General features: G+C 71.6%; 17 protein-coding genes. 9 read left to right on the top strand and 8 right to left on the bottom strand.

The features are described 5' to 3' along the window. Positions 1-21 precede the first annotated feature (21 nt). Positions 22-855: an amidohydrolase family protein gene (locus HD593_RS43020; protein WP_312904131.1), complete on the top strand. Its 834-nt coding sequence runs from the start codon at positions 22-24 to the stop codon at positions 853-855. Here HD593_RS43020 and HD593_RS43015 read toward each other — a convergent pair. Genes HD593_RS43015 through HD593_RS42990 form a run of 6 tightly spaced genes read right to left on the bottom strand, consistent with a single transcriptional unit; the run spans position 844 to position 6314 of the window. Next, a complete protein-coding gene (locus HD593_RS43015; RefSeq protein ID WP_185108355.1) occupies positions 844-1893 on the bottom strand; it encodes an aldose 1-epimerase family protein in 1050 nt (349 codons plus the stop codon). The genes HD593_RS43020 and HD593_RS43015 overlap by 12 nt on opposite strands. Continuing rightward, entirely contained in the window at positions 1890-2594 is a 705-nt protein-coding gene (locus HD593_RS43010) for an SDR family NAD(P)-dependent oxidoreductase (RefSeq protein ID WP_185108353.1), read from the bottom strand. The genes HD593_RS43015 and HD593_RS43010 overlap by 4 nt, the downstream gene beginning before the upstream one ends. Beyond that, positions 2591-3625 carry a type 2 periplasmic-binding domain-containing protein gene (locus tag HD593_RS43005; RefSeq protein ID WP_185108350.1) on the bottom strand — a complete coding sequence of 345 codons (1035 nt, stop codon included), beginning with the start codon at positions 3623-3625 and terminating at the stop codon, positions 2591-2593. The genes HD593_RS43010 and HD593_RS43005 overlap by 4 nt, the downstream gene beginning before the upstream one ends. Continuing rightward, positions 3613-4803, bottom strand: a complete 1191-nt coding sequence (locus HD593_RS43000) for a CaiB/BaiF CoA transferase family protein (RefSeq protein ID WP_185108348.1) — start codon at positions 4801-4803, stop codon at positions 3613-3615. Before HD593_RS43000 ends, HD593_RS43005 begins: the two co-directional genes overlap by 13 nt. 2 nt (positions 4804-4805) lie before the next feature. Further along, positions 4806-5570 (bottom strand): enoyl-CoA hydratase/isomerase family protein, encoded by a 765-nt coding sequence (locus HD593_RS42995; RefSeq protein WP_221525274.1) that lies wholly within the window; start codon positions 5568-5570, stop codon positions 4806-4808. A gap of 15 nt (positions 5571-5585) precedes the next feature. After that, a complete protein-coding gene (locus HD593_RS42990; protein ID WP_185108346.1) occupies positions 5586-6314 on the bottom strand; it encodes a FadR/GntR family transcriptional regulator in 729 nt (242 codons plus the stop codon). 92 nt (positions 6315-6406) lie between these two features. Between HD593_RS42990 and HD593_RS42985 the strand changes: the two genes are divergently transcribed. The 8 genes from HD593_RS42985 (at position 6407) to HD593_RS42950 (ending at position 16181) form a co-directional block, all read left to right on the top strand. Next, the gene (locus HD593_RS42985) at positions 6407-7108 is read left to right on the top strand and encodes a FadR/GntR family transcriptional regulator (RefSeq protein ID WP_185108344.1); all 702 of its coding nucleotides are present in this window, start codon (positions 6407-6409) and stop codon (positions 7106-7108) included. After that, on the top strand, positions 7105-7758 hold the full coding sequence (locus HD593_RS42980; protein ID WP_185108342.1) for an aspartate/glutamate racemase family protein: 654 nt from the start codon (positions 7105-7107) through the stop codon (positions 7756-7758). The genes HD593_RS42985 and HD593_RS42980 overlap by 4 nt, the downstream gene beginning before the upstream one ends. Next, positions 7751-8998 (top strand): RuBisCO large subunit C-terminal-like domain-containing protein, encoded by a 1248-nt coding sequence (locus HD593_RS42975; protein WP_185108340.1) that lies wholly within the window; start codon positions 7751-7753, stop codon positions 8996-8998. Before HD593_RS42980 ends, HD593_RS42975 begins: the two co-directional genes overlap by 8 nt. Further along, positions 8995-10227, top strand: a complete 1233-nt coding sequence (locus HD593_RS42970; RefSeq protein ID WP_185108338.1) for a four-carbon acid sugar kinase family protein — start codon at positions 8995-8997, stop codon at positions 10225-10227. The genes HD593_RS42975 and HD593_RS42970 overlap by 4 nt, the downstream gene beginning before the upstream one ends. Before the next feature lie 357 nt (positions 10228-10584). After that, positions 10585-11562: an ABC transporter permease gene (locus tag HD593_RS42965; RefSeq protein WP_185108336.1), complete on the top strand. Its 978-nt coding sequence runs from the start codon at positions 10585-10587 to the stop codon at positions 11560-11562. A 1-nt stretch (position 11563) separates the two neighbouring features. Beyond that, positions 11564-12406 carry an ABC transporter permease gene (locus HD593_RS42960; RefSeq protein ID WP_185108334.1) on the top strand — a complete coding sequence of 281 codons (843 nt, stop codon included), beginning with the start codon at positions 11564-11566 and terminating at the stop codon, positions 12404-12406. Beyond that, positions 12403-14472, top strand: coding sequence for an ABC transporter ATP-binding protein (locus HD593_RS42955; protein WP_185108332.1), 2070 nt, complete (start codon positions 12403-12405; stop codon positions 14470-14472). Before HD593_RS42960 ends, HD593_RS42955 begins: the two co-directional genes overlap by 4 nt. Further along, the gene (locus tag HD593_RS42950) at positions 14469-16181 is read left to right on the top strand and encodes an ABC transporter family substrate-binding protein (protein ID WP_185108330.1); all 1713 of its coding nucleotides are present in this window, start codon (positions 14469-14471) and stop codon (positions 16179-16181) included. The genes HD593_RS42955 and HD593_RS42950 overlap by 4 nt, the downstream gene beginning before the upstream one ends. Positions 16182-16279: 98 nt before the next feature. Here HD593_RS42950 and HD593_RS42945 read toward each other — a convergent pair whose 3' ends face one another. Continuing rightward, positions 16280-17122 (bottom strand): NAD(P)H-binding protein, encoded by an 843-nt coding sequence (locus HD593_RS42945; protein WP_185108328.1) that lies wholly within the window; start codon positions 17120-17122, stop codon positions 16280-16282. Then, positions 17119-18144: a saccharopine dehydrogenase NADP-binding domain-containing protein gene (locus HD593_RS42940; RefSeq protein WP_185108326.1), complete on the bottom strand. Its 1026-nt coding sequence runs from the start codon at positions 18142-18144 to the stop codon at positions 17119-17121. The genes HD593_RS42945 and HD593_RS42940 overlap by 4 nt, the downstream gene beginning before the upstream one ends. Positions 18145-18206 lie beyond the last annotated feature (62 nt).

Here is an 18206-nt window from a genome sequence, read left to right as displayed (position 1 = left end):
CGAATACATAGGATGTCTGCCGTGAATCGCATCGATGCTCACCATCACGTCTGGGACCTGTCCGCCCGCCCCCACGCCTGGCTCGACCCGGCCAGGATGGCCCCGGTCCGCCGCACGTTCACCCTCGACGACCTCGCGGAGCAGGCCGCTGTCAGCGGTGTGACAGGTACCGTGCTGGTGCAGGTGCTGCCCGATCTCGACGAGACCAGAGACTTCCTGACGCTGGCCGCCGAGTCAAGCCTTGTGTCAGGAGTCGTCGGATGGATCGACCTGACCGAGCCCGGCGCCGCCGACACGCTGGCCGCACTGCCGGAAGGGCTGGTGGGCGTGCGCCACGGCGTGCAGTCCGAGGCCGACCCCGCCTGGCTCAACCGCCCCGACGTGCGCCGGGGGCTGGCCGCCGTGGCCGAGGCGGGGCTGGCCTACGACCTGCTGACGCTGCCCCACCAGCTCCCGGCCGCCATCGACACGGTGAGCGCCCTGCCCGAGCTGACGTTCGTGCTCGACCACCTGTCCAAGCCGCCGATCGCCTCCGGGGAGCTGGAGCCGTGGCGCAGCCGGATCGTGGAGCTGGCCGCGCGGCCCAACGTCTTCTGCAAGCTGTCGGGGATGGTCACCGAGGCCGACTGGGGTTCGTGGCGTACGTCCGATCTGCGGCCGTACGCCGAGACGGTGCTGGAGGCGTTCGGCCCCGAGCGGGTGATGTTCGGCTCCGACTGGCCGGTGTGCCTGCTCGCGGCCGGGTACGACCAGGTCGTCTCGGCCGCGGACGAGCTGGTCGCCGGGCTGTCGGAGAGTGAGCGGGGGGAGGTGTTCGCCGGGACGGCGCGGCGGGCGTACCGGCTAGGAGGCTGACTCCACCCGGAACGTCGTGTGGTACGTGCGCGACTCCTGCGGCCCGAGCCAGATCATGCTGCCGTCCTGCCGGGCCGCGGCGTCGCCCGACACGTGGTGCGTGGACGGCTCCAGGCCGACCGCGTAGTTGCCCGAGCGCAGGTTCAGCCACTCGAAGAAGTACGGGAACTCCGCGGCCCGCCACTCCACGGCCACCCGCATGCCCAGGCGGTCGTTGACCACGGCCACCCGGTGCAGCCCGTCGGGCCGGGGGACGAGCGCGTGCTCGTACACCTGCTCCACGAACCCGGGGATCGGCCCTGGGAAGGTGAGGTGGTCGGCCTTCTGCTCGGCCACGCTGTCGCTCTGCCACAGCGTCTCCCGGATGTCGGCCTCGAACCTGGCGCCCTCGTCGAGCAGCGGCCAGCCCAGGTTGATGTGGTAGAGGTACATGTGCGGCGTCGGCTCGAACCCGGCGTTCGTCACCGTGTCGGCCAGCCGGATCTCGTCGCCGCCCAGGTCGGCCTCGATCCGCCGCACCAGCCGCAGGTTCTCGGCGAAGACCGCGGCCTGCCGTACCTCGCCCTCCGCCCAGAGCACGCACGTGTCGCCGTCCCAGCGCTCGCCGTAGCCGGTCAGCCGGGCGGGCAGGTTGCCGGCGCGGCCGTGCAGCCCGTGCCGTACGGACTCGCGCGGCGGATACCGGTAGCCGTCGGCCGGCACCTCCCCGCCGAACAGCGTGTGGTCCAGCCCGGCCGTCACGGTCAGCCCGGAGAACGAGCGCAGCCACGACAGCCCGTCCTCGTCGTTGTGCTCGTGCAGCCCCGGATGGCGGAACCCGGTGGGGGAGCGCCAGCCGAACGCGCGCCCGGCGTGCTCGGCGTGCCCGAGGTCCATGCACCGGTCGACCAGCACCTCGAACGCCAGCCCCGAGCCGGTCCTGAACTCCAGCGCCCTGATCCCGCGCTCGACGCCGTCGCCCAGCGTGACCAGGCGCACTCCGCCGGCCGCGCTCAGGTCACCCGTCAGCTCGGCCAGCCGCCTGCGGTCCGGCCTCATGCCATCACCCACCCTCCGTTGACTTCGATGGTCTGGCCCGTGACGAACGAGGCGTCGGGGCCGGTCAGGAACGACACCACGGCGGCCAGCTCGTCGGGCGTGCCGCGCCGCTGCAGCGCCTGCCGCTCCAGCACCATCCGGTTGTACGCCTCCAGGTCCTCGTGGATCTCCTCGGCGGCCGTCGGGAACGCGCCCGGCGAGACGCAGTTGACCCGGATCTCCCTGGGGCCGAGCTCGCGGGCCAGCGCCCTGGTGAAGGCCGCCGCCGCGCCCTTCGTGGACACGTACGCGGCCAGGTCCGCCCAGCCGCCGTGCATGGTGATCGAGGCGACGTTGACGATCGCCCCGCCGCCCAGCTCCGCCATCTGCCGGGCCGCGTGCTGCGCGCACAGCCAGTAGGCACGCTGGTTGACCGCGACCACGTGGTCGTACTCGTCCAGCGGCACCTCCAGGAACGGGCGGGCCGGGTAGACGGCGGCGTTGTTGACGAGGACGCCGACCGGGCCGAGCCGCGCGGCCGTCTCCTCGAACGCGGCCTCGATCGCCGCCGGGTCGCGCAGGTCGGTCTTCAGGTTGAGCGCGCCTTCCAGGCCGCCCGCGTCGACGTCGAGTGCCGCCACCCGGTGGCCGTCGGCGGCCAGGCGGCGCACGATCGCGCGGCCGAGGGCTCCGGCGGCGCCTGTGACGAGCGCCGTGGTCATGGTGTCCTCCATTCCTCGTGCAGGGTCTTGAGCAGGTCGCGGGCGGGCGTCCGCGCGAGCAGGCCCTCGCGGATCAGCGCCGAGGATCGCTCCTGCGAGGCGATGTAGCCGGGGAAGCGCGGCCTGACCCAGGCGGCCTCCATGGTGGCGAGAGTGTCGCGGTAGAAGCCCGGGGTGTCCCACACGGACCGGGCGGCCGGCTGGCCACCGACGGCCGGGAACAGCTCTGCCTGCACCGGTTGCGACGTCAGGCGCAGCAGGTGCGCCCGCACCGCCTCGCGGATCTCGCCGATGCGCCGCCGCGAGACCACCAGCCCCGTGCCGCCGAGCACGCTGCCGGGCTCCCGCCCCGGCCAGGCGGGCGCGTCGGTGAAGGCCAGCGGATACGTGACGTACCCGTACAGGAGCGGGCAGAAGTCCACGCGGCCCGCCGTCATCGCGTCCAGCACCCCGATCGGGTTGCGCAGCGACACCGCCGGGTCGGCGAGCGCGAGCAGCTCCGCCATCAGCTCCAGCGCCCGCTCCCCGGCCTCCTCGTCCAGGAAGTCCCCGCACGTCACCGCGCAGAACATGAGGAACGCGTGCGGCCCGCCCAGGCACAGCGCCATCCGCCCGGACACCGCCGCCTCGCGAACCTCCGGCCAGGACGACGGCACGTGCACGCCCGGCCGGGCGGCGGCCACCTGGGTGGCGGCGTCCAGCGGCAGCGCCCACTGCCGCCCGTCCAGGTGGTAGCTCTCCAGCGAACGCCCGGCGAAGCGCAGCCCGGCCAGCTCCTCCGGCTCGAACAACTCCTCCATCGGCACCAGCGCGCCCGTCGCCGCGCCCAGCCCAGGGTGATCGATCACCATCACGTCGTACGTCTCGCACAGCCGCGCGATCGGCTCCGACTCGAAGCCTTCGAGCGGCTGCCGGTCCCACACAATCGGCTCCGGGACCTGCCCGTACGGGTTCGCCCCCGCCCGGTCGAGCCGCGTCAGCTCGTCCAGCGGCGCGTACCCGCGCGGATGGTCCCAGGTCAGTCCTCGCATGCCAGCACGCCCTCCGCCGCCAGCTCGGCCGTGCGCTCGGCGGAGTAGCCCAGCTCCTCCAGCAGCTCCCTGGTGTGCTCGCCCACCAGCGGCGCGCCCCTGCGCACCCCGGGCGGGGTGGCGCTGAACCGGTACGGGAAGCCGGGCGTGGTGACCGTGCCCTCGGTGCGGTGCTCGTAGGTGACGAACGAGCCGTTGTGCTCGACCTGCGGATCCTTCACCAGGTCCGCGTAGCCGTACACCGGGCCGGCCCACAGGTCGTGGCGGGCCAGGATCTCCAGCCACTCGTCCGTCGTGCGCTCGGGCAGCCGGGCGGCCACCAGCGCGGTGATCTCGTCGCGCCGGGTGTGGCCGTCGGCGTCGCCGTCCATCGCGGCCAGCTCCGGCAGGTCCAGCGCCACAGCCAGGCCGTCCAGGCGGGGCATGCCGAGCGCGATGAACCCGTCCTTGGTGGCGAAGACGCCGTACGGGGCGCGGATGTAGGTGTGGCCGTGCGGCTCGCGCCCGCGCCGCTGCGGCACCTTGCCGACCGTGAAGATCGACAGCTCCTGCATCTGCACGGCCACGGCCGCGTCCAGCATGTTCACGCTCACCCGCTGGCCCTCGCCGGTGCGCTCGCGGTGCAGCAGCGCGGCCAGCGCGCCCTCGAACGCGCTGTAGGCGGTGATGGCGTCGATCGCGTACGAGCCGGCGGGCGCGGGCGGGTCGCCCTCGCGGCCGGTGCTCAGCATGGCCCCGCTCATGGCCTGCAGCAGCAGGTCCTGGCCGGGCCGGGAGATGTACGGGCCGGTCTCGCCGTAGCCGGACATCGAGACGTACACGATGGACGGGTTCAGCCCGCTGATCGTGTCGTAGTCCATGCCGAGCCGCTCGGCCACGCCGGGCCGGTAGTTCTGCAGGAACACGTCGGCCGTGGCCGCCAGCCTGTGCACGATCTCGCGGCCCTCGTCCGACTTGAGGTTCACGGCGAGGCTGCGCTTGTTGCGGTTCAGCGACAGGAACGAGGCGTTGACCCGGTTGCCGCTGGCGCCGCCCGCCGGGGCGTGCCGCTGCCACTCGCCGGACACCGGCTCCACCTTGACCACGTCCGCGCCCAGGTCGCCCAGCCGCATGGCGGCCAGCGGGCCCGCCATCGCGATGGACAGGTCCACGACGCGGTAGCCGTCGAGCACTCCCATGGTCAGCGCCCTTCGAAGACGGGCTCGCGGCGGGCGGCGAAGGCGGCCCTGCCCTCGGCGGCGTCGGCGGTGGCGAAGCAGACGGTCTGCAGGTCGCGCTCGTACTGGATGGCCTGGTCGAGCGGCATCGAGTAGGCGGCCTTCAGGTTGGCCTTGGCGGTCTGGGCGGCGATCGGCGGGCGCTTGGCGATGGTGTGCGCCAGCGTCCTGGCCGCCTTCAGCAGCCCGTCCTGCGGGTGGACGTCGGTGACGAGCCCCCACGCCTGGGCGCGGGCGGCGTCGACGGGGTCGCCGGTGAGCAGCATGGTGGCCGCGTTGCCCGGCCCGACGGCGTGGGCCAGCAGCGCCGACTGGCCGCTGCCGCCGATCCAGCCCAGCTTGATCTCCGGTGCCGCGAACGTCGCCGTCTCGGCGGCCAGCCGGATGTCGCAGGCCATGGCCAGCTCCAGGCCGCCGCCGTAGGCGTAGCCGTTGACGGCCGCGATGATCGGCTTGCGCAGGGCGCGGACGGCGTCGCCGTAGTCGCCGCGGTTGCGGAACTCCCACGGCGTGGCGTACTCGTCGAGCTCGCGGATGTCGCTGCCCACGCAGAACGAGCGCTCACCGGCGCCGGTCAGCACGGCCACGCGGAGGTCGGGGTCGGCGTCCACCCTGGTCAGGCAGGCACGCAGCGCGGCGGCCATGTCGGGGGTGATCGCGTTCAGCTTGGCGGGTCTGTTGAGGGTGACGACGGCCACGGGGCCATCGACCTCGAGGAGGACGTCCAAGGGGAGCCTTTCCAGCTAACAGCAGAGACGTGCCAGATCACTGGCATGCTGCTCGGCGTCGGCGCGGGCCACTTCGACCACCGTGCGCATGGCCTCCTCGGCCTTGCGGTGGTGGCGGCGCCTGATCGCCTGGGCCACGCGTTCGTGGCCGGGCAGCGTTTCCTTGTTGTGCGCCACCGAGCGGGTGTGCACCTGGCGCACGGACCGCAGGGCGATGCTGATCATGTCGTAGACGTAGAGCAGGAGGTCGTTGTCGGCGGCGGCGAACACCGCCTGGTGGAAGGCCAGGTCGGCCTCGATGAACGGCTCGGGGTCGTCGGCGGTGGCGTACAGCGCGGCCAGGGCCTCGTCGATGCGCCGGACGGCCGCGGCGTCGGCCCGCTCGGCCGCCACCCTGGCCGCCCCGGGCTCCAGCGCGACCCGCAGATCGGCCAGCACCCTGATGTCCTCGGGCCGGGGCTCGGGCTCGAAGCGCCAGCTCAGCACGTCGGCGTCGAGCAGGTTCCAGGACTCGCGGGGGCGCACGATCGTGCCCGCGCTCCTCCTGGTCTCCAGCAGGCCCTTGCCGGCCAGCACCTTGACGCCCTCCCGCACCGCGGAGCGGCCCACGCCGAGCTCGCCGACGAGCTCCTCCTCGATGGGGATGGACGTGCCGGGGGCGAGCGAGCCGCCGACGATGCGGGCGCCGAGGGCCTGCACGACCTGGACATTCCTGGCCGAGTCCCTCTGGGGATCAGTTGCCACGGCTCCGCACGCTATCCCGCGCGCGCCCGTTTTCCTAGACCCTTCATCTGATGAAGTGACATTTCGGTACTTTGGTCGTACCATTCCGGTGAATGGTACGACCAATCGAGGTGATCGCCGTCGACCCCGTCTCCGACGCTCTGTCCGGGCTGATCCGGGACCTCGGCGAGGGCGCCAGGCTGCCGCCCGAGCGCGAGCTGGCCGAGCGCCTCGGCGTCAGCCGCACCGCGCTGCGCGACCGCCTGCGGCTGCTCGACGCGTTCGGCGTGCTGAGCAGGCGCCAGGGCTCCGGCACGTACGTCCAGCGGCTCGACCCGCAAGGGCTGGAGGCGGCGCTCGACCTGGCCCTGTCGGCCAGCCACCTGAGCATCGAGTCCCTGCACTCCGTACGCGTCGCGCTCGAACGCCAGGCCGCCAGGGAGGCCGCGCGCAAGGGCGACCCGGTCGCCGTCGCCCACGTCGGCAGGGCCCTGGCCGACATGGAGGCCGCCGCCACGGCCGAGGACATCGACCGCGCCGACTTCGCCTTCCACCAGGCGCTGCTGCACGCCACCGGCAACCCCGCGCTCACCTTCTTCGCCGACGCGATGACCGGCGTGCTCTTCCGCGCCGTCCGCCAGCGCCGCGACCGGCTGAAGACCCACCCCCGCGACAAGGAGGTGTCGGTGGCCGCCCACCGGCCCCTGTACGAGGCGCTGCTCGCCGGCGACGCGGACGCCGCCGGGCAGGCCAGCGACGACCACTTCCAGGTCTGGCACGACCTGTTCACCCAACCCCGGATGGAGCGGCCTTGACGGCAACCCTCGGACTCGTCCACACCTCGGCCACGCTGGTGCCGGTGTTCGCCGAGCTGTGCGCGCGACACCTGCCCGGCGTCGAGACGTTCAACATCGTCGACGACAGCCTGATCAAGAACACCATCGCCGCGGGCCGGCTCACCCCCGCCACCGCCCGCCGCGTCGCCGGCCACATCGGCTCCGCCGAGGCCGCCGGCGCCTCGCACATCCTCGTCACCTGCTCCTCGATCGGCCCTGCCGTGGAGGCCGCCGAGCCGCTGACCGGCGTGCCCGTGCTCCGCGTCGACCGGCCGATGGCCGACAGCGCGGTCGCGCTCGGCCGCCGCGTCGGCGTGCTCGCCACCCTGTCCACCACCCTCGAACCGACCGCCGACCTCGTACGGCGGCGCGCCCTCGCCGCCGGGGCGGAGATCTCGCTGGAGGCCCGGCTGTGCGAGGGGGCGTTCGAGGCGCTGATGAGCGGCGACGCCGCCACCCACGACGCCCGCGTGGCCGGGGCGCTGAGCGAGCTGGGCGGGCAGGTGGACGTGATCGTGCTGGCCCAGGCGTCGATGGCGCGGGTGGCCGGGACGGTCGAGGTGCCCGTCCCCGTCCTGGCCAGCCCGCCCCTGGCCATGGAGCACCTGGCGAAGGAGCTGCATGCGTGACCTGACCGTGGCGACGTACCAGGTGGTGACCCGCCTGCCGCTGGAGCAGGCCGTGAGCGCGATCGCGGGGGAGCAGAGCACCGGCACGTTCGTCAGCGTCGCCGGCGAGACAGACGAGCTGCGCGCCCGGCACAGCGCGGTCGTGCTCGACATGACCGAGATCCCCGCCCCGATCACCGAGGCCCTGCCGGGCTCGCGCGGCGACCAGCCGCTGCACGCCGCCCTCGTCCGCATCGGCTTCCCGCTGGACAACACCGGGCCGTCGCTGACCAACCTCTTCCCCGTGGTCGCGGGCAACCTCTACGAGCTGCGCGAGCTGGCCGGGCTCAAGCTGGTCGACCTGGAGCTGCCCGCCGCGTTCGGGGACGCGTACCTGCCGGCGGGGTTCGCCGTGGACGGCACCCGGCGGCTCGTCGGGCGGCCGTCCGGGGTGCTGATCGGCACGATCGTCAAGCCCAACGTCGGCCTGCGCCCGTCCGACTACGTGGACCTGGTGCTGGAGCTGGGGCTGGCAGGGGCCGACTTCATCAAGGACGACGAGGTGAACGCCGACTGCCCGCCCGCGCCCCTGCCGCAGCGCGTCCGGGCCGTGACGGCCGCGCTCGACGAGGTGGAGCGGCGTACGGGGCGGCGGCCCATGTACGCCTTCAACATCAGCGACGAGCCCGACCGCATGCTGCGCAACCACGACCTGGTCGTGGCCGCCGGCGGGACCTGCGTCATGGTCAACCTCAACGTCGTCGGCTTCCCGGCCGTGGCCATGCTGCGCAGGCACGCCAGGGTGCCCATCCACGCGCACGTCACCGGCATCGGGGCGCTGGCCAGGCACGCGGGGCTGGGGATCGGGCACGTCGCCTACCAGAAGCTGGCCCGGCTCACCGGGATCGACCACCTGCACTGCGGGGGGTTCCACAGCAAGTTCTACGTCACCGACGACGACGTGGCGGCGATGGTCGAGGCCGTGCGTACGCCGCTGCTCGGCGGGTTCCCCTGCCTGCCGGTGCTGTCGTCGGCGCAGTGGGCGGGGACCGCGCCGGTCACGCTGGAGCGTACGGGGACCGAGGACCTGCTGGTGCTGGCCGGCGGGGGTGTGCTCGGCCACCCGGACGGGCCGGCGGCCGGGATCACGAGCATCCGGCAGGCGTGGGCGGCGACGGCCGCGGGCGTGCCGCTGCACGAGGTGGACTCGCCGGAGCTGGTCCGGGCGCTGGAGCACTTCGGCGGGGTGGTGGCCCGGTGACGCTGGTCGCCTTCGTGGCCGACGACTTCACCGGCGCGACGGACGCGTTGTGGCAGTTCCGGCGGTTCGGGCTGAGCGGGTCGCTCGTCACGGACGTCGCGTACCTGCACGATCGGGACGACGTCATCGGCGTCGCCACCACCGCCCGGGCGTCGGCCGACCCGGTGGCGTCGGCGCTGCCCGCCCTCAGGGCCGTGGCGGCGCTCGGGCCGCTGGCCGTCCAGTACAAGGTCTGCTCGACGTTCGACTCCTCGCCCGCGTCCGGCAGCATCGGGGCGGTCGTCGCCGCCCTGCACCGCGAGGGGCTGGCCCGGAGCGCGGTGCCCGTGCTGGCCGCGCAGCCGGAGTTCGGGCGGTACACGTGGTTCGCCAACCACTTCGTGCGGGCGGGGGACGAGGTGGTCAGGCTCGACCGCCACCCGCCGGCCCGGGACCATCCGGTCACCCCGGCCACCGAGGCCGATCTGCGGGTGCGGCTGGGCGAGCAGGGGGCGGGCCGCACGGGGTGGCTGCCGGCGGGGGCGTCGCGGGAGGCGTACCGGGCGCGGGGCGGGGACGCGGCCTTCGTCGCGGACGCCATGACCGAGGAGCACCTGCGCGCCCTCGGCGCCCTCATGATCGCGGACGCGCGGGACCTGAGTCCCCTGTACTGCGTCGGCTCAGGCGGCCTCAGCTACGCCCTCGCCTCGGCTCTGGCCGCCAACAGGCCCTTGCCCGTGGGCAGCGTGGTGCTCGGTGCGGCCGGGCCGGTGCTGGTGGTGTCGGGGAGCCGTTCGCCGGTCACCGCGCGGCAGATCGACGCGGCCGAGCGGGCGGGCTGGGCCGTGCTGGACGCCGGCGGGCCCGACGCGATCGCGCACGCCGAGGCGAGCCTGCGCGAGGGCCGGCACACCATCGTGCAGTCGACGCGCGGCCCGTCCCGCGACCCGGCGGGCGTCGGCGAGCTGCTCGGCCGGGTGGCCGCGGCGGCGGTGCGGGCCGGGCTGGTGCGGCGGCTGGTGGTGGCGGGCGGCGACACCTCCGGCCAGGTCGTGGCGGCGCTCGGCGCCCGGGCCCTGGACGTGGCCGGCACGCTGGCTGTCGGCGGGCCGGTGTGCGTGCTGGCCGCGGACGACCCCGCCTGCGACGGGCTGGAGGTGGCGCTCAAGGGCGGCCAGGTGGGCGGCGAGGACTTCTTCCTGCGCGCCGCCCTGGGCACGGGATCGGCGCGGGCCCCGGTGAACGGCTGACCCGCGTACACGTCACCAAGTCAATATGATATGGAGGGCTTTGTCGGCCTCGCAATTTATGTCCGGATTCTGTGACACAGAGGCATATGGGAGCGGTCTCATGGGTCTCTGGTAAGCGGCGTTTCCGCAGGTCGAGCCCGGTTTTCGGGAGGCCGAGAGCCTCATGTCGATCTATTGTAGGTGACCTTACCGTTATATAGTCCCGTTTCCTGCTGTTATATTTTTGCTTATATATTGCGCCCTGATCGCCATCCCGACATCGTGTTGCCATTTCACGATGCGAGGTGGGTTTTCGTTGCGGGGGGCGCCTCTCCGCCACAGGAAGGTTGCGCCCCCGGTCAGCGCGAACGGAGAGTGATGGGTAAGTACCTGCTCCGCAGGTTGGCAATAAATGTGATCTTGGTCGCCATCGCGGCCAGTTTGGCGTACATGCTCGCGGCCACCACCATGAACCCGCGGGCCGCGTACGAGGGGCGCCAGCCCCCGGTGGCCGAAGAGGTCATCGACGCCACACTTGATGACTACAACCTGAACGACAAGACTCCCGTGCTCCAGCGCTACGCGACCTGGGCCTCGGGCGTCGTCACCGGAGACTTCGGCAAGACCTGGAACGGCGGCTCCGTCAACGCGGAGATGGGCCGGCGGATCATGGTGAGCCTGCGGCTCCTGCTCATCGGCACGCTGCTCGGTTTCGCCGTGGGCGTGGGGCTGGGCGCGTTCTCCGCGGTGAAGCAGTACAAGCTCAGTGACCGGTTAATCGGTGTCAGCTCCTTCGTGATCATGGCGATCCCCGTGTTCGTGCTGGCCACGCTGCTGGCGATCGGCACGTACAACCTGAACAGAGGCTTGGGGTTCACGCTCATCGAGTACACCGGCGAGTACAACCCGCGGCTGTCCGGCTGGGACCAGTTCGTCAACCGGCTGAACCACCTCATCCTGCCGACGATCTCGCTCAGCCTCGGCTCGATCGCCTTCTACAGCCGGATCCAGCGCAACATGATGCTCGACGTGCTGAACCAGGACTTCGTGCGGACCGCGATGGCCAAGGGCCTGCGGCGCAGGACGGCGCTGTTCAAGCACGCGCTGCGGACCGCGCTGATCCCCTCGGCCACGTACTTCGCCTTCGCGTTCGGGACGATGTTCACGGGCGCGACGTTCACGGAGAAGATCTTCTCCTGGCACGGCATGGGCGCCTGGCTCGTGGACTCGATCAACCAGAACGACGTGAACTCGGTCGCCGCGGTGACGTTCTTCGCCGCCGTGTGCATCCTGGTCGCCTCGTTCCTGTCCGACGTGCTGGTGGCGGCCCTCGATCCTCGGGTGCGGGTGAGCTGAGATGCGATCGAAAGTCGTCTTCAGGCGCCTGGTGCGCAACAGGCAGGCCCGCTATGGCTTCGTCGCCCTGATCCTGCTGGTGGCGCTGGCGTACGTGGGGCCCTTCTTCGGCGCGTACGACTGGACGGACAAGGACTTCATGGCCTTCATGTCCGCCCCCGACGCCGACCACTGGTGGGGCACGACCGCCATCGGCCAGGACATGTACGCGGTCACCCTGCGCGGCATGCAGAAGTCGATCGTGATCGGCCTGCTGGTCGCCCTCATCTCCACCGGCCTGGCCGCGATCGTCGGCGCGTTCGCCGGATATTTCGGCGGATGGGTGGACCGGGTGCTCATGTGGGGCGTGGACCTGCTGCTCGTCCTGCCGAGCTTCCTGATCATCGCGATCGTCTCGCCCCGGCTCAGGGAGGGCGCGTCGTGGTTGTGGTTCGTGGCCCTGCTGGCCGCGTTCTCCTGGATGATCACCTCCAGGGTGGTGCGCAGCATGACGCTCTCGCTCCGCGAGCGGGAGTACGTGCTGGCCGCCGTCTACATGGGCATCCCGCGCTGGAAGATCATCCTGCGGCACATCGTGCCGAACCTGTCCTCCCTGCTGATCATCGACGCCACGCTCAACGTCAGTGGCGCGATCATCGGCGAGGCGGCGCTGTCCTTCTTCGGCTTCGGCATCCAGCCGCCGGACGTCTCGCTCGGCACGCTGATCGCGGAGGGCTCGCGCAACGCCACCGGCTACCCCTGGCTGTTCGCCTTCCCCGCGGGCCTGCTGGTCGCCCTGGTGCTCAGCGTGAACCTGATCGGCGACGGCCTGCGTGACGCACTCGACCCGGGGAGCAACTCGTGAGCATCTTGGAGGTCAGGGACCTCAACGTCACCTTCCCCGGCGGCATCGAGGCCGTGCGCGGCGTCAGCTACGAGGTCGAGCGCGGCGAGGTGCTCGGCATCGTGGGCGAGTCCGGCTCGGGCAAGTCCGTGACGTCGCTGGCCGTCATGGGCCTGCTGCCGAAGAACGCCGTGGTCAGCGGCTCGGTCATGCTGCACGGGCAGGAGCTGCTCGGCAGGCGCGAGGAGGACCTGGTCAAGGTCCGCGGCAAGGCCATCAGCATGATCTTCCAGGATCCGCTGTCGGCCTTCACTCCCGTCTACACCATCGGCGACCAGATCGCCGAGGCCGTGCGCGTGCACCAGAAGCTGGCCAAGGACAAGGCGGCCAGGCGCGCCGTCGAGCTGCTCGACCTCGTCGGCATCCCGAACCCGAACCTGCGGGCCAAGGCGTTCCCGCACGAGTTCTCCGGCGGCATGCGGCAGCGCGCGATGATCGCCATGGCCATCGCCAACGACCCCGACCTGCTGATCTGCGACGAGCCGACCACCGCGCTGGACGTGACCATCCAGGCGCAGGTCCTGGAGGTGCTCAAGACCGCGCAGCAGGAGACCGGCGCCGGAATCGTGATGATCACCCATGACCTGGGCGTCATCGCGGGCATGGCCGACCGGGTGCTCGTCATGTACGCGGGCCGGCCCGTCGAGCAGGGCCCCGTGGACGACATCTACTACCGGCCGCGGATGCCGTACACCATGGGTCTGCTCGCCTCGATCCCGAGGATCGACGGCGAGGAGGGCGCGCTGGTGCCGATCGAGGGCAACCCGCCCTCGCCGGCAGCGCTGCCGCCGGGCTGCCCGTTCGCGCCGCGCTGCCCGATGAAGGTGGACATGTGCGATGACGAGGAGCCGCCGCTGATCCCCATCACCGGCGGGCGGCACGTGGCCTGCATCCGCGCGCACGAGATCGAGCACAAGGGCCTGTCCGGCGCGGACGTGTTCCCGGTGCCGGTCATCCCGGCGAGCGACGTCGTACGGGTGCCGCGCGCCGAGCGCGCCACCGTGCTGGAGCTCGACGACATGAAGCGGCACTACCCGCTGATGAAGGGCGCGATCTTCAAGCGCCGCGTCGGCACCGTGTACGCGGTGGACGGCATCACCCTCGACATCGCCCAGGGCGAGACCCTGGCCCTGGTCGGCGAGTCCGGCTGCGGCAAGACCACCACGCTGCAGCAGATCATGCAGCTGGAGCCGCCGCAGGGCGGGCGCGTGGTCGTGCTCGGCAAGGACAGCGCCAAGCTGGACAGGGCGGCGCGCAAGGCGCTGCGCGGGGACCTGCAGATTGTTTTCCAGGACCCGATGGCCGCGCTCGACCCGCGCATGCCGGTCGGCGACATCATCGCCGAGCCGCTGCGCGCGCACGGCAAGAAGGACGTCAAGGACAAGGTCGCGGAGCTGCTGCAACTGGTCGGGCTGGCGCCGGAGCACGCCGAGCGCTACCCGCAGCAGTTCTCCGGCGGCCAGCGGCAGCGCATCGGCATCGCCCGCGCGCTGGCGCTGGAACCGAAGGTGCTGGTGCTGGACGAGCCGGTGTCCGCGCTGGACGTCTCCATCCAGGCGGGTGTGATCAACCTGCTGGAGGAGCTGAAGAACAGGCTGGGCCTGTCCTATCTGTTCGTGGCGCACGACCTGGCCGTCGTCAGACATCTGGCCGACCGGGTGGCCGTCATGTACCTGGGCAGGATCGCGGAGATCGGGGCGGTCGAGAGCGTCTACGACCACCCCGCGCATCCGTACACGCAGGCATTGCTGTCGGCGATCCCGCTGCCCGATCCCGAGATGGAGCGCACCCGCAAGCGCATCCTGCTCGAAGGCGACCTGCCCAGCCCGGCGGACCCGCCGTCCGGATGCAGGTTCCGCACCCGCTGCCCGAAGTTCGCCCGGCTCAGTGAGGCGGAGCGGCGGCTGTGTGTGGAGGAGGAGCCCTCGGTGGCCCGGCTGGCCAACACCGTCGACCACGGCGCGGCCTGCCACTACGCGGAGGAGATCGAGGTCATCACGGCCTCGGACAATCAGGAGGAAGAGTGAAGGTTCATTACCGTGCGGCCGCTGGGCTGGCGGTCCTGGCCATGGCCGTGGCGGCGTGTGGCGGTGGCGGTTCCGAGAGCAAGCAGCCGACCGCCGAGAAGTCGCAGCAGGCGCAGCAGCAGATGGCGGAGACCCCGGCCATCGCCATCAACGAGGTGCCTTACGAGCAGGTCAAGGATGGCGGCACGCTGACCGTGGCGATCGGCCAGTGGCCGACCCAGTGGAACCCGTACCACGTGGACGGCAACCAGGCGGACACGGCGACCATGCTCGACCCCGTCCTGCCGCAGCTCATGATGGCCGACGAGAACGCCGAGTTCACGCCGAACGCCGACTACGTCACGGACGTGAAGAACGAGATGGTGGACGGCAAGCAGGTCGTCACCTACACCATCAACGAGAAGGCCACCTGGTCCGACGGCACGCCGATGACCTGGAAGGACCTCGAGGCCTCCTGGAAGGCCATGAACGGCAAGGACAAGAAGTACAAGCCGGCCTCCACCGACGGCTGGGACCGGATCGAGTCGGTGAAGAAGGGCGACTCGGACAAGGTCGGCATCATCACCTTCGCCAAGCCGTACCCGGAGTGGCAGGGCCTGTTCAACCGGGGCACCGCGCACCTCATCCCCGCCGCGCACCTCGAGACGCCCGACGCGTTCGACAAGGACTACAACCAGAAGATCCCCGCCACCGCGGGTCCCTTCAAGGTCGAGAGCATCGACGAGGGCACCAAGACCCTCACCCTCGTGCGTGACGACAAGTGGTGGGGCCGGAAGGCCAAGCTCGACAAGATCATCTTCCGGACCATCGCCGACGCCTCGGCCGAGGTGAACGCCTTCGCCAACGGCGAGCTGGACGCCGCCTACATCGAGGCGGGGAACCCGGCCAACCTGCAGCGGGCCAAGCAGGTGCCGAACGCGGAGATCCGCAAGGCGCTCAGCCCGAACTGGCGGCACATCACGGTCAACAACTCCAGCGAGTTCCTGAAGGACAAGTCGGTCCGGCACGCGATCGCGTACGCGATCAACCGTGACGTGATCACGCAGTCCGACCTGAAGGACATGGAGTGGCCGCTGCAGACGCTCGGCAACCACGTCTTCATGAACAACCACAAGGGCTACGTCGACAACTCCGGCGACCTCGGCAAGTACAACCTGGAGAAGGCCAAGCAGCTGCTCGACGCGGCCGGCTGGAAGCAGGAAGGCGAGTACCGCAAGAAGGACGGCAAGGAGTTCGCGCTCGACTTCGTCATCCCGGCCAGCGTCGCCACCGCGAAGACCGAGGGCGAGCTGACCCAGGCGATGCTCAAGGAGGCCGGGATCAAGATCACGATCCGCCCGGTCCCCGATGACAAGTTCTTCAACGACTTCATCATCAAGGGTGACTTCGACCTGGTGCCGTTCTCCTGGATCGGCACGCCGCTGCCGATCGGCAGCCTGCCCCAGATCTACAAGACCGGCTCCGAGAGCAACTTCCCCAAGGCCAGCGACCCGGCCGTGGACGCCGCCATCGAGGAGGCCGTGAGCGAGATGGACCCGGCCAAGGCCATCGAGAAGGCCAACGCCGCCGACAAGCTCGTCTGGGACATGGTGCACACCATCCCGCTGTACCAGCGTCCTGACATCTGGGGCGTGAAGAAGACGCTCGCCAACTGGGGCGCGCGCGGTTACAAGTACTACGACTACACGGCGGTCGGCTACACCGGCTGATCCCCGTGACATGAAGAACCCCCGGCCCCGCGGCCGGGGGTTCTCCGTTGTCCGGGCGGGTCGGTCACCGAGCCCTGGAACGTGCTCGTCAGGCCGGCTCAACCCCCGGCGAACTCCCGCAGCGTCGTGGGCGGCCGGCCGCCGTGGCGCTCGATGGTGTCGGTGACCCGGTAGAGCGGGTGGTCGCCGGTGCCGATGGCGCGGAAGATCGCCCACAGGTTCGTGAGGTGCTCGACCGCGTACGGGTCCCCGTACACGTCCATCGCCCCCGCCTCCCACTCCTCGGGCGGCAGGTCCGCGTACTCGACGCCGAGCGCCTGCGCCGCCTCCCCGGCGGTGGACATCTCCCCGGTCAGCAGGCACACCGGATCGACCGGGGCCGGATCGAGCAGCAGCCCCGCGCCCACCGCGGCCACGTCGTCGGCCGCGACCAGCGGGATCCGCGTCGAGGGCGGGCCCAGCGGCAGCGCCAGCCGGCCCGCGGCGGCCGCGACGACGGCCAGGTTCTCGAAGAACACCGCCGCCCGCAGGTGCACCGCGCCCACTCCGGCCCAGTCGAAGACCTGCTCCGACAGCCAGTGCCGGCGCATCCGCGGCGTGCCGGCCGCGGGCTGGGCGTCGAGCTGCGACACCTCGACGACGCGCTCCACCCCCTCCTCCCTGGCGGCGGCGGCGAACGCGGCGGTCGCGTCCAGCAGGCCCGCCGTCACCGGGTAGGTGAAGAACGCCCGCCTGATCCCGCGCAGGGCGGGCCGGACCGCCGAGATCTCGCGCAGGTCGCCCACCACCACGTCCACGCCGAGCTTGCGCAGCTCGGCGGCCCGATGGTCGTCGGAGCGCACGAACGCGCGCACCTTCTCGCCGCGAGCCAGCAGCAGCTCCACGACGCGCCGCCCGGTCGAGCCCTGCTGCCCGCCGGCCGCTCCGGTGACCAGGATCATCTCTCCTCCTGCAATGTGAGCCTGAACAGCCCGAGCCGCTCCAGGTCGCGCAGGAACGGCTCGGCGGGGAACGCCTCGGCCGGGCCGAAGACGCCGGGGCCGGGGCCCCTGCCGTCCGCGAGCCGGACGGCGGCCTCGACGGAGGCCAGCGCGCTCATCCGCCACAGGTCGTGCCCGCGCGCCTGGCCGGCCCGGTTGCCGTCCTGCGTGATCACCTGTGCGGCGACCGTGAAGCGGGAGCCCGCTCTGGTGGCCGCGTCCACGTGCTCGCTGGTGAACGCCTGCTCCTCCTCGAACGTGTGCGCCGTGAGCTGCGCCTCGACCTGCCGTGCCGCGACGTGCCTGGGCACCGTGACGACCTCGGGGAACGGCACGGGCGCGATCATCGTGCGCGGCCCCAGCGGCGGCGGGAACGGGAAGACGGCGTTGCGCGGCTCGACGTAGCCGACGTGCTCGGCCCCGTCGCTGTAGGTGATCCGCCGGGTGTCGGCGAACAGCAGCTCGGCGGTCTTCCTGGCCCCCGTGGTCAGGCGCCAGCCGGTCACCGAGTACGCGGTGATCACCCGGTCGATCCCCGTCATGCCGGAGGCCGCCGCCCCGGCGAGCAGGTCGCCCAGCCCGCCGTAGAAGCTCATGGCCGTGACCATGGTGAGGCCCGCCTCGCGCGCGGGCCGTTGCATCGTGTCGAACATCCACTTCGTGTGGTGCTGCTCCAGGGCGTGGTCCACGTAGTGGCAGCCGGCCTCGGCGGCGGCCGTGGCCAGCGCCCTGCCGGTGTCCGTGAACGGGCCCGCGCAGTGGATCAGCACGTCCGCCGAGCCCGCGAGGTCGCGCAGCGCGGCGGGTTCGTCGAGCGCGGCCTCGTGCACGAGGGTCCCGCTCAGCTCCTCGGACATGGTCTTGAGCCTGTTGCCGTCGCGGCCGGCCAGGGTGACCTCCAGGCCCCGGCTGCGCAGGTTGGCGACCACCAGGCGCCCGGTGTGCCCGGTCGCGCCGTAGACGGCGATGTGCGGTGGTGACATGAGTGTTCCTCATTGGGATACTCGGCGTACGTAACTGTGTTCGAAGTTACGTACCGCGAGTA

The sequence above is a fragment of the Nonomuraea rubra genome (assembly GCF_014207985.1).
Classification (GTDB): domain Bacteria; phylum Actinomycetota; class Actinomycetes; order Streptosporangiales; family Streptosporangiaceae; genus Nonomuraea; species Nonomuraea rubra.
This window is presented reverse-complemented; position numbering and strand designations above follow the sequence as displayed.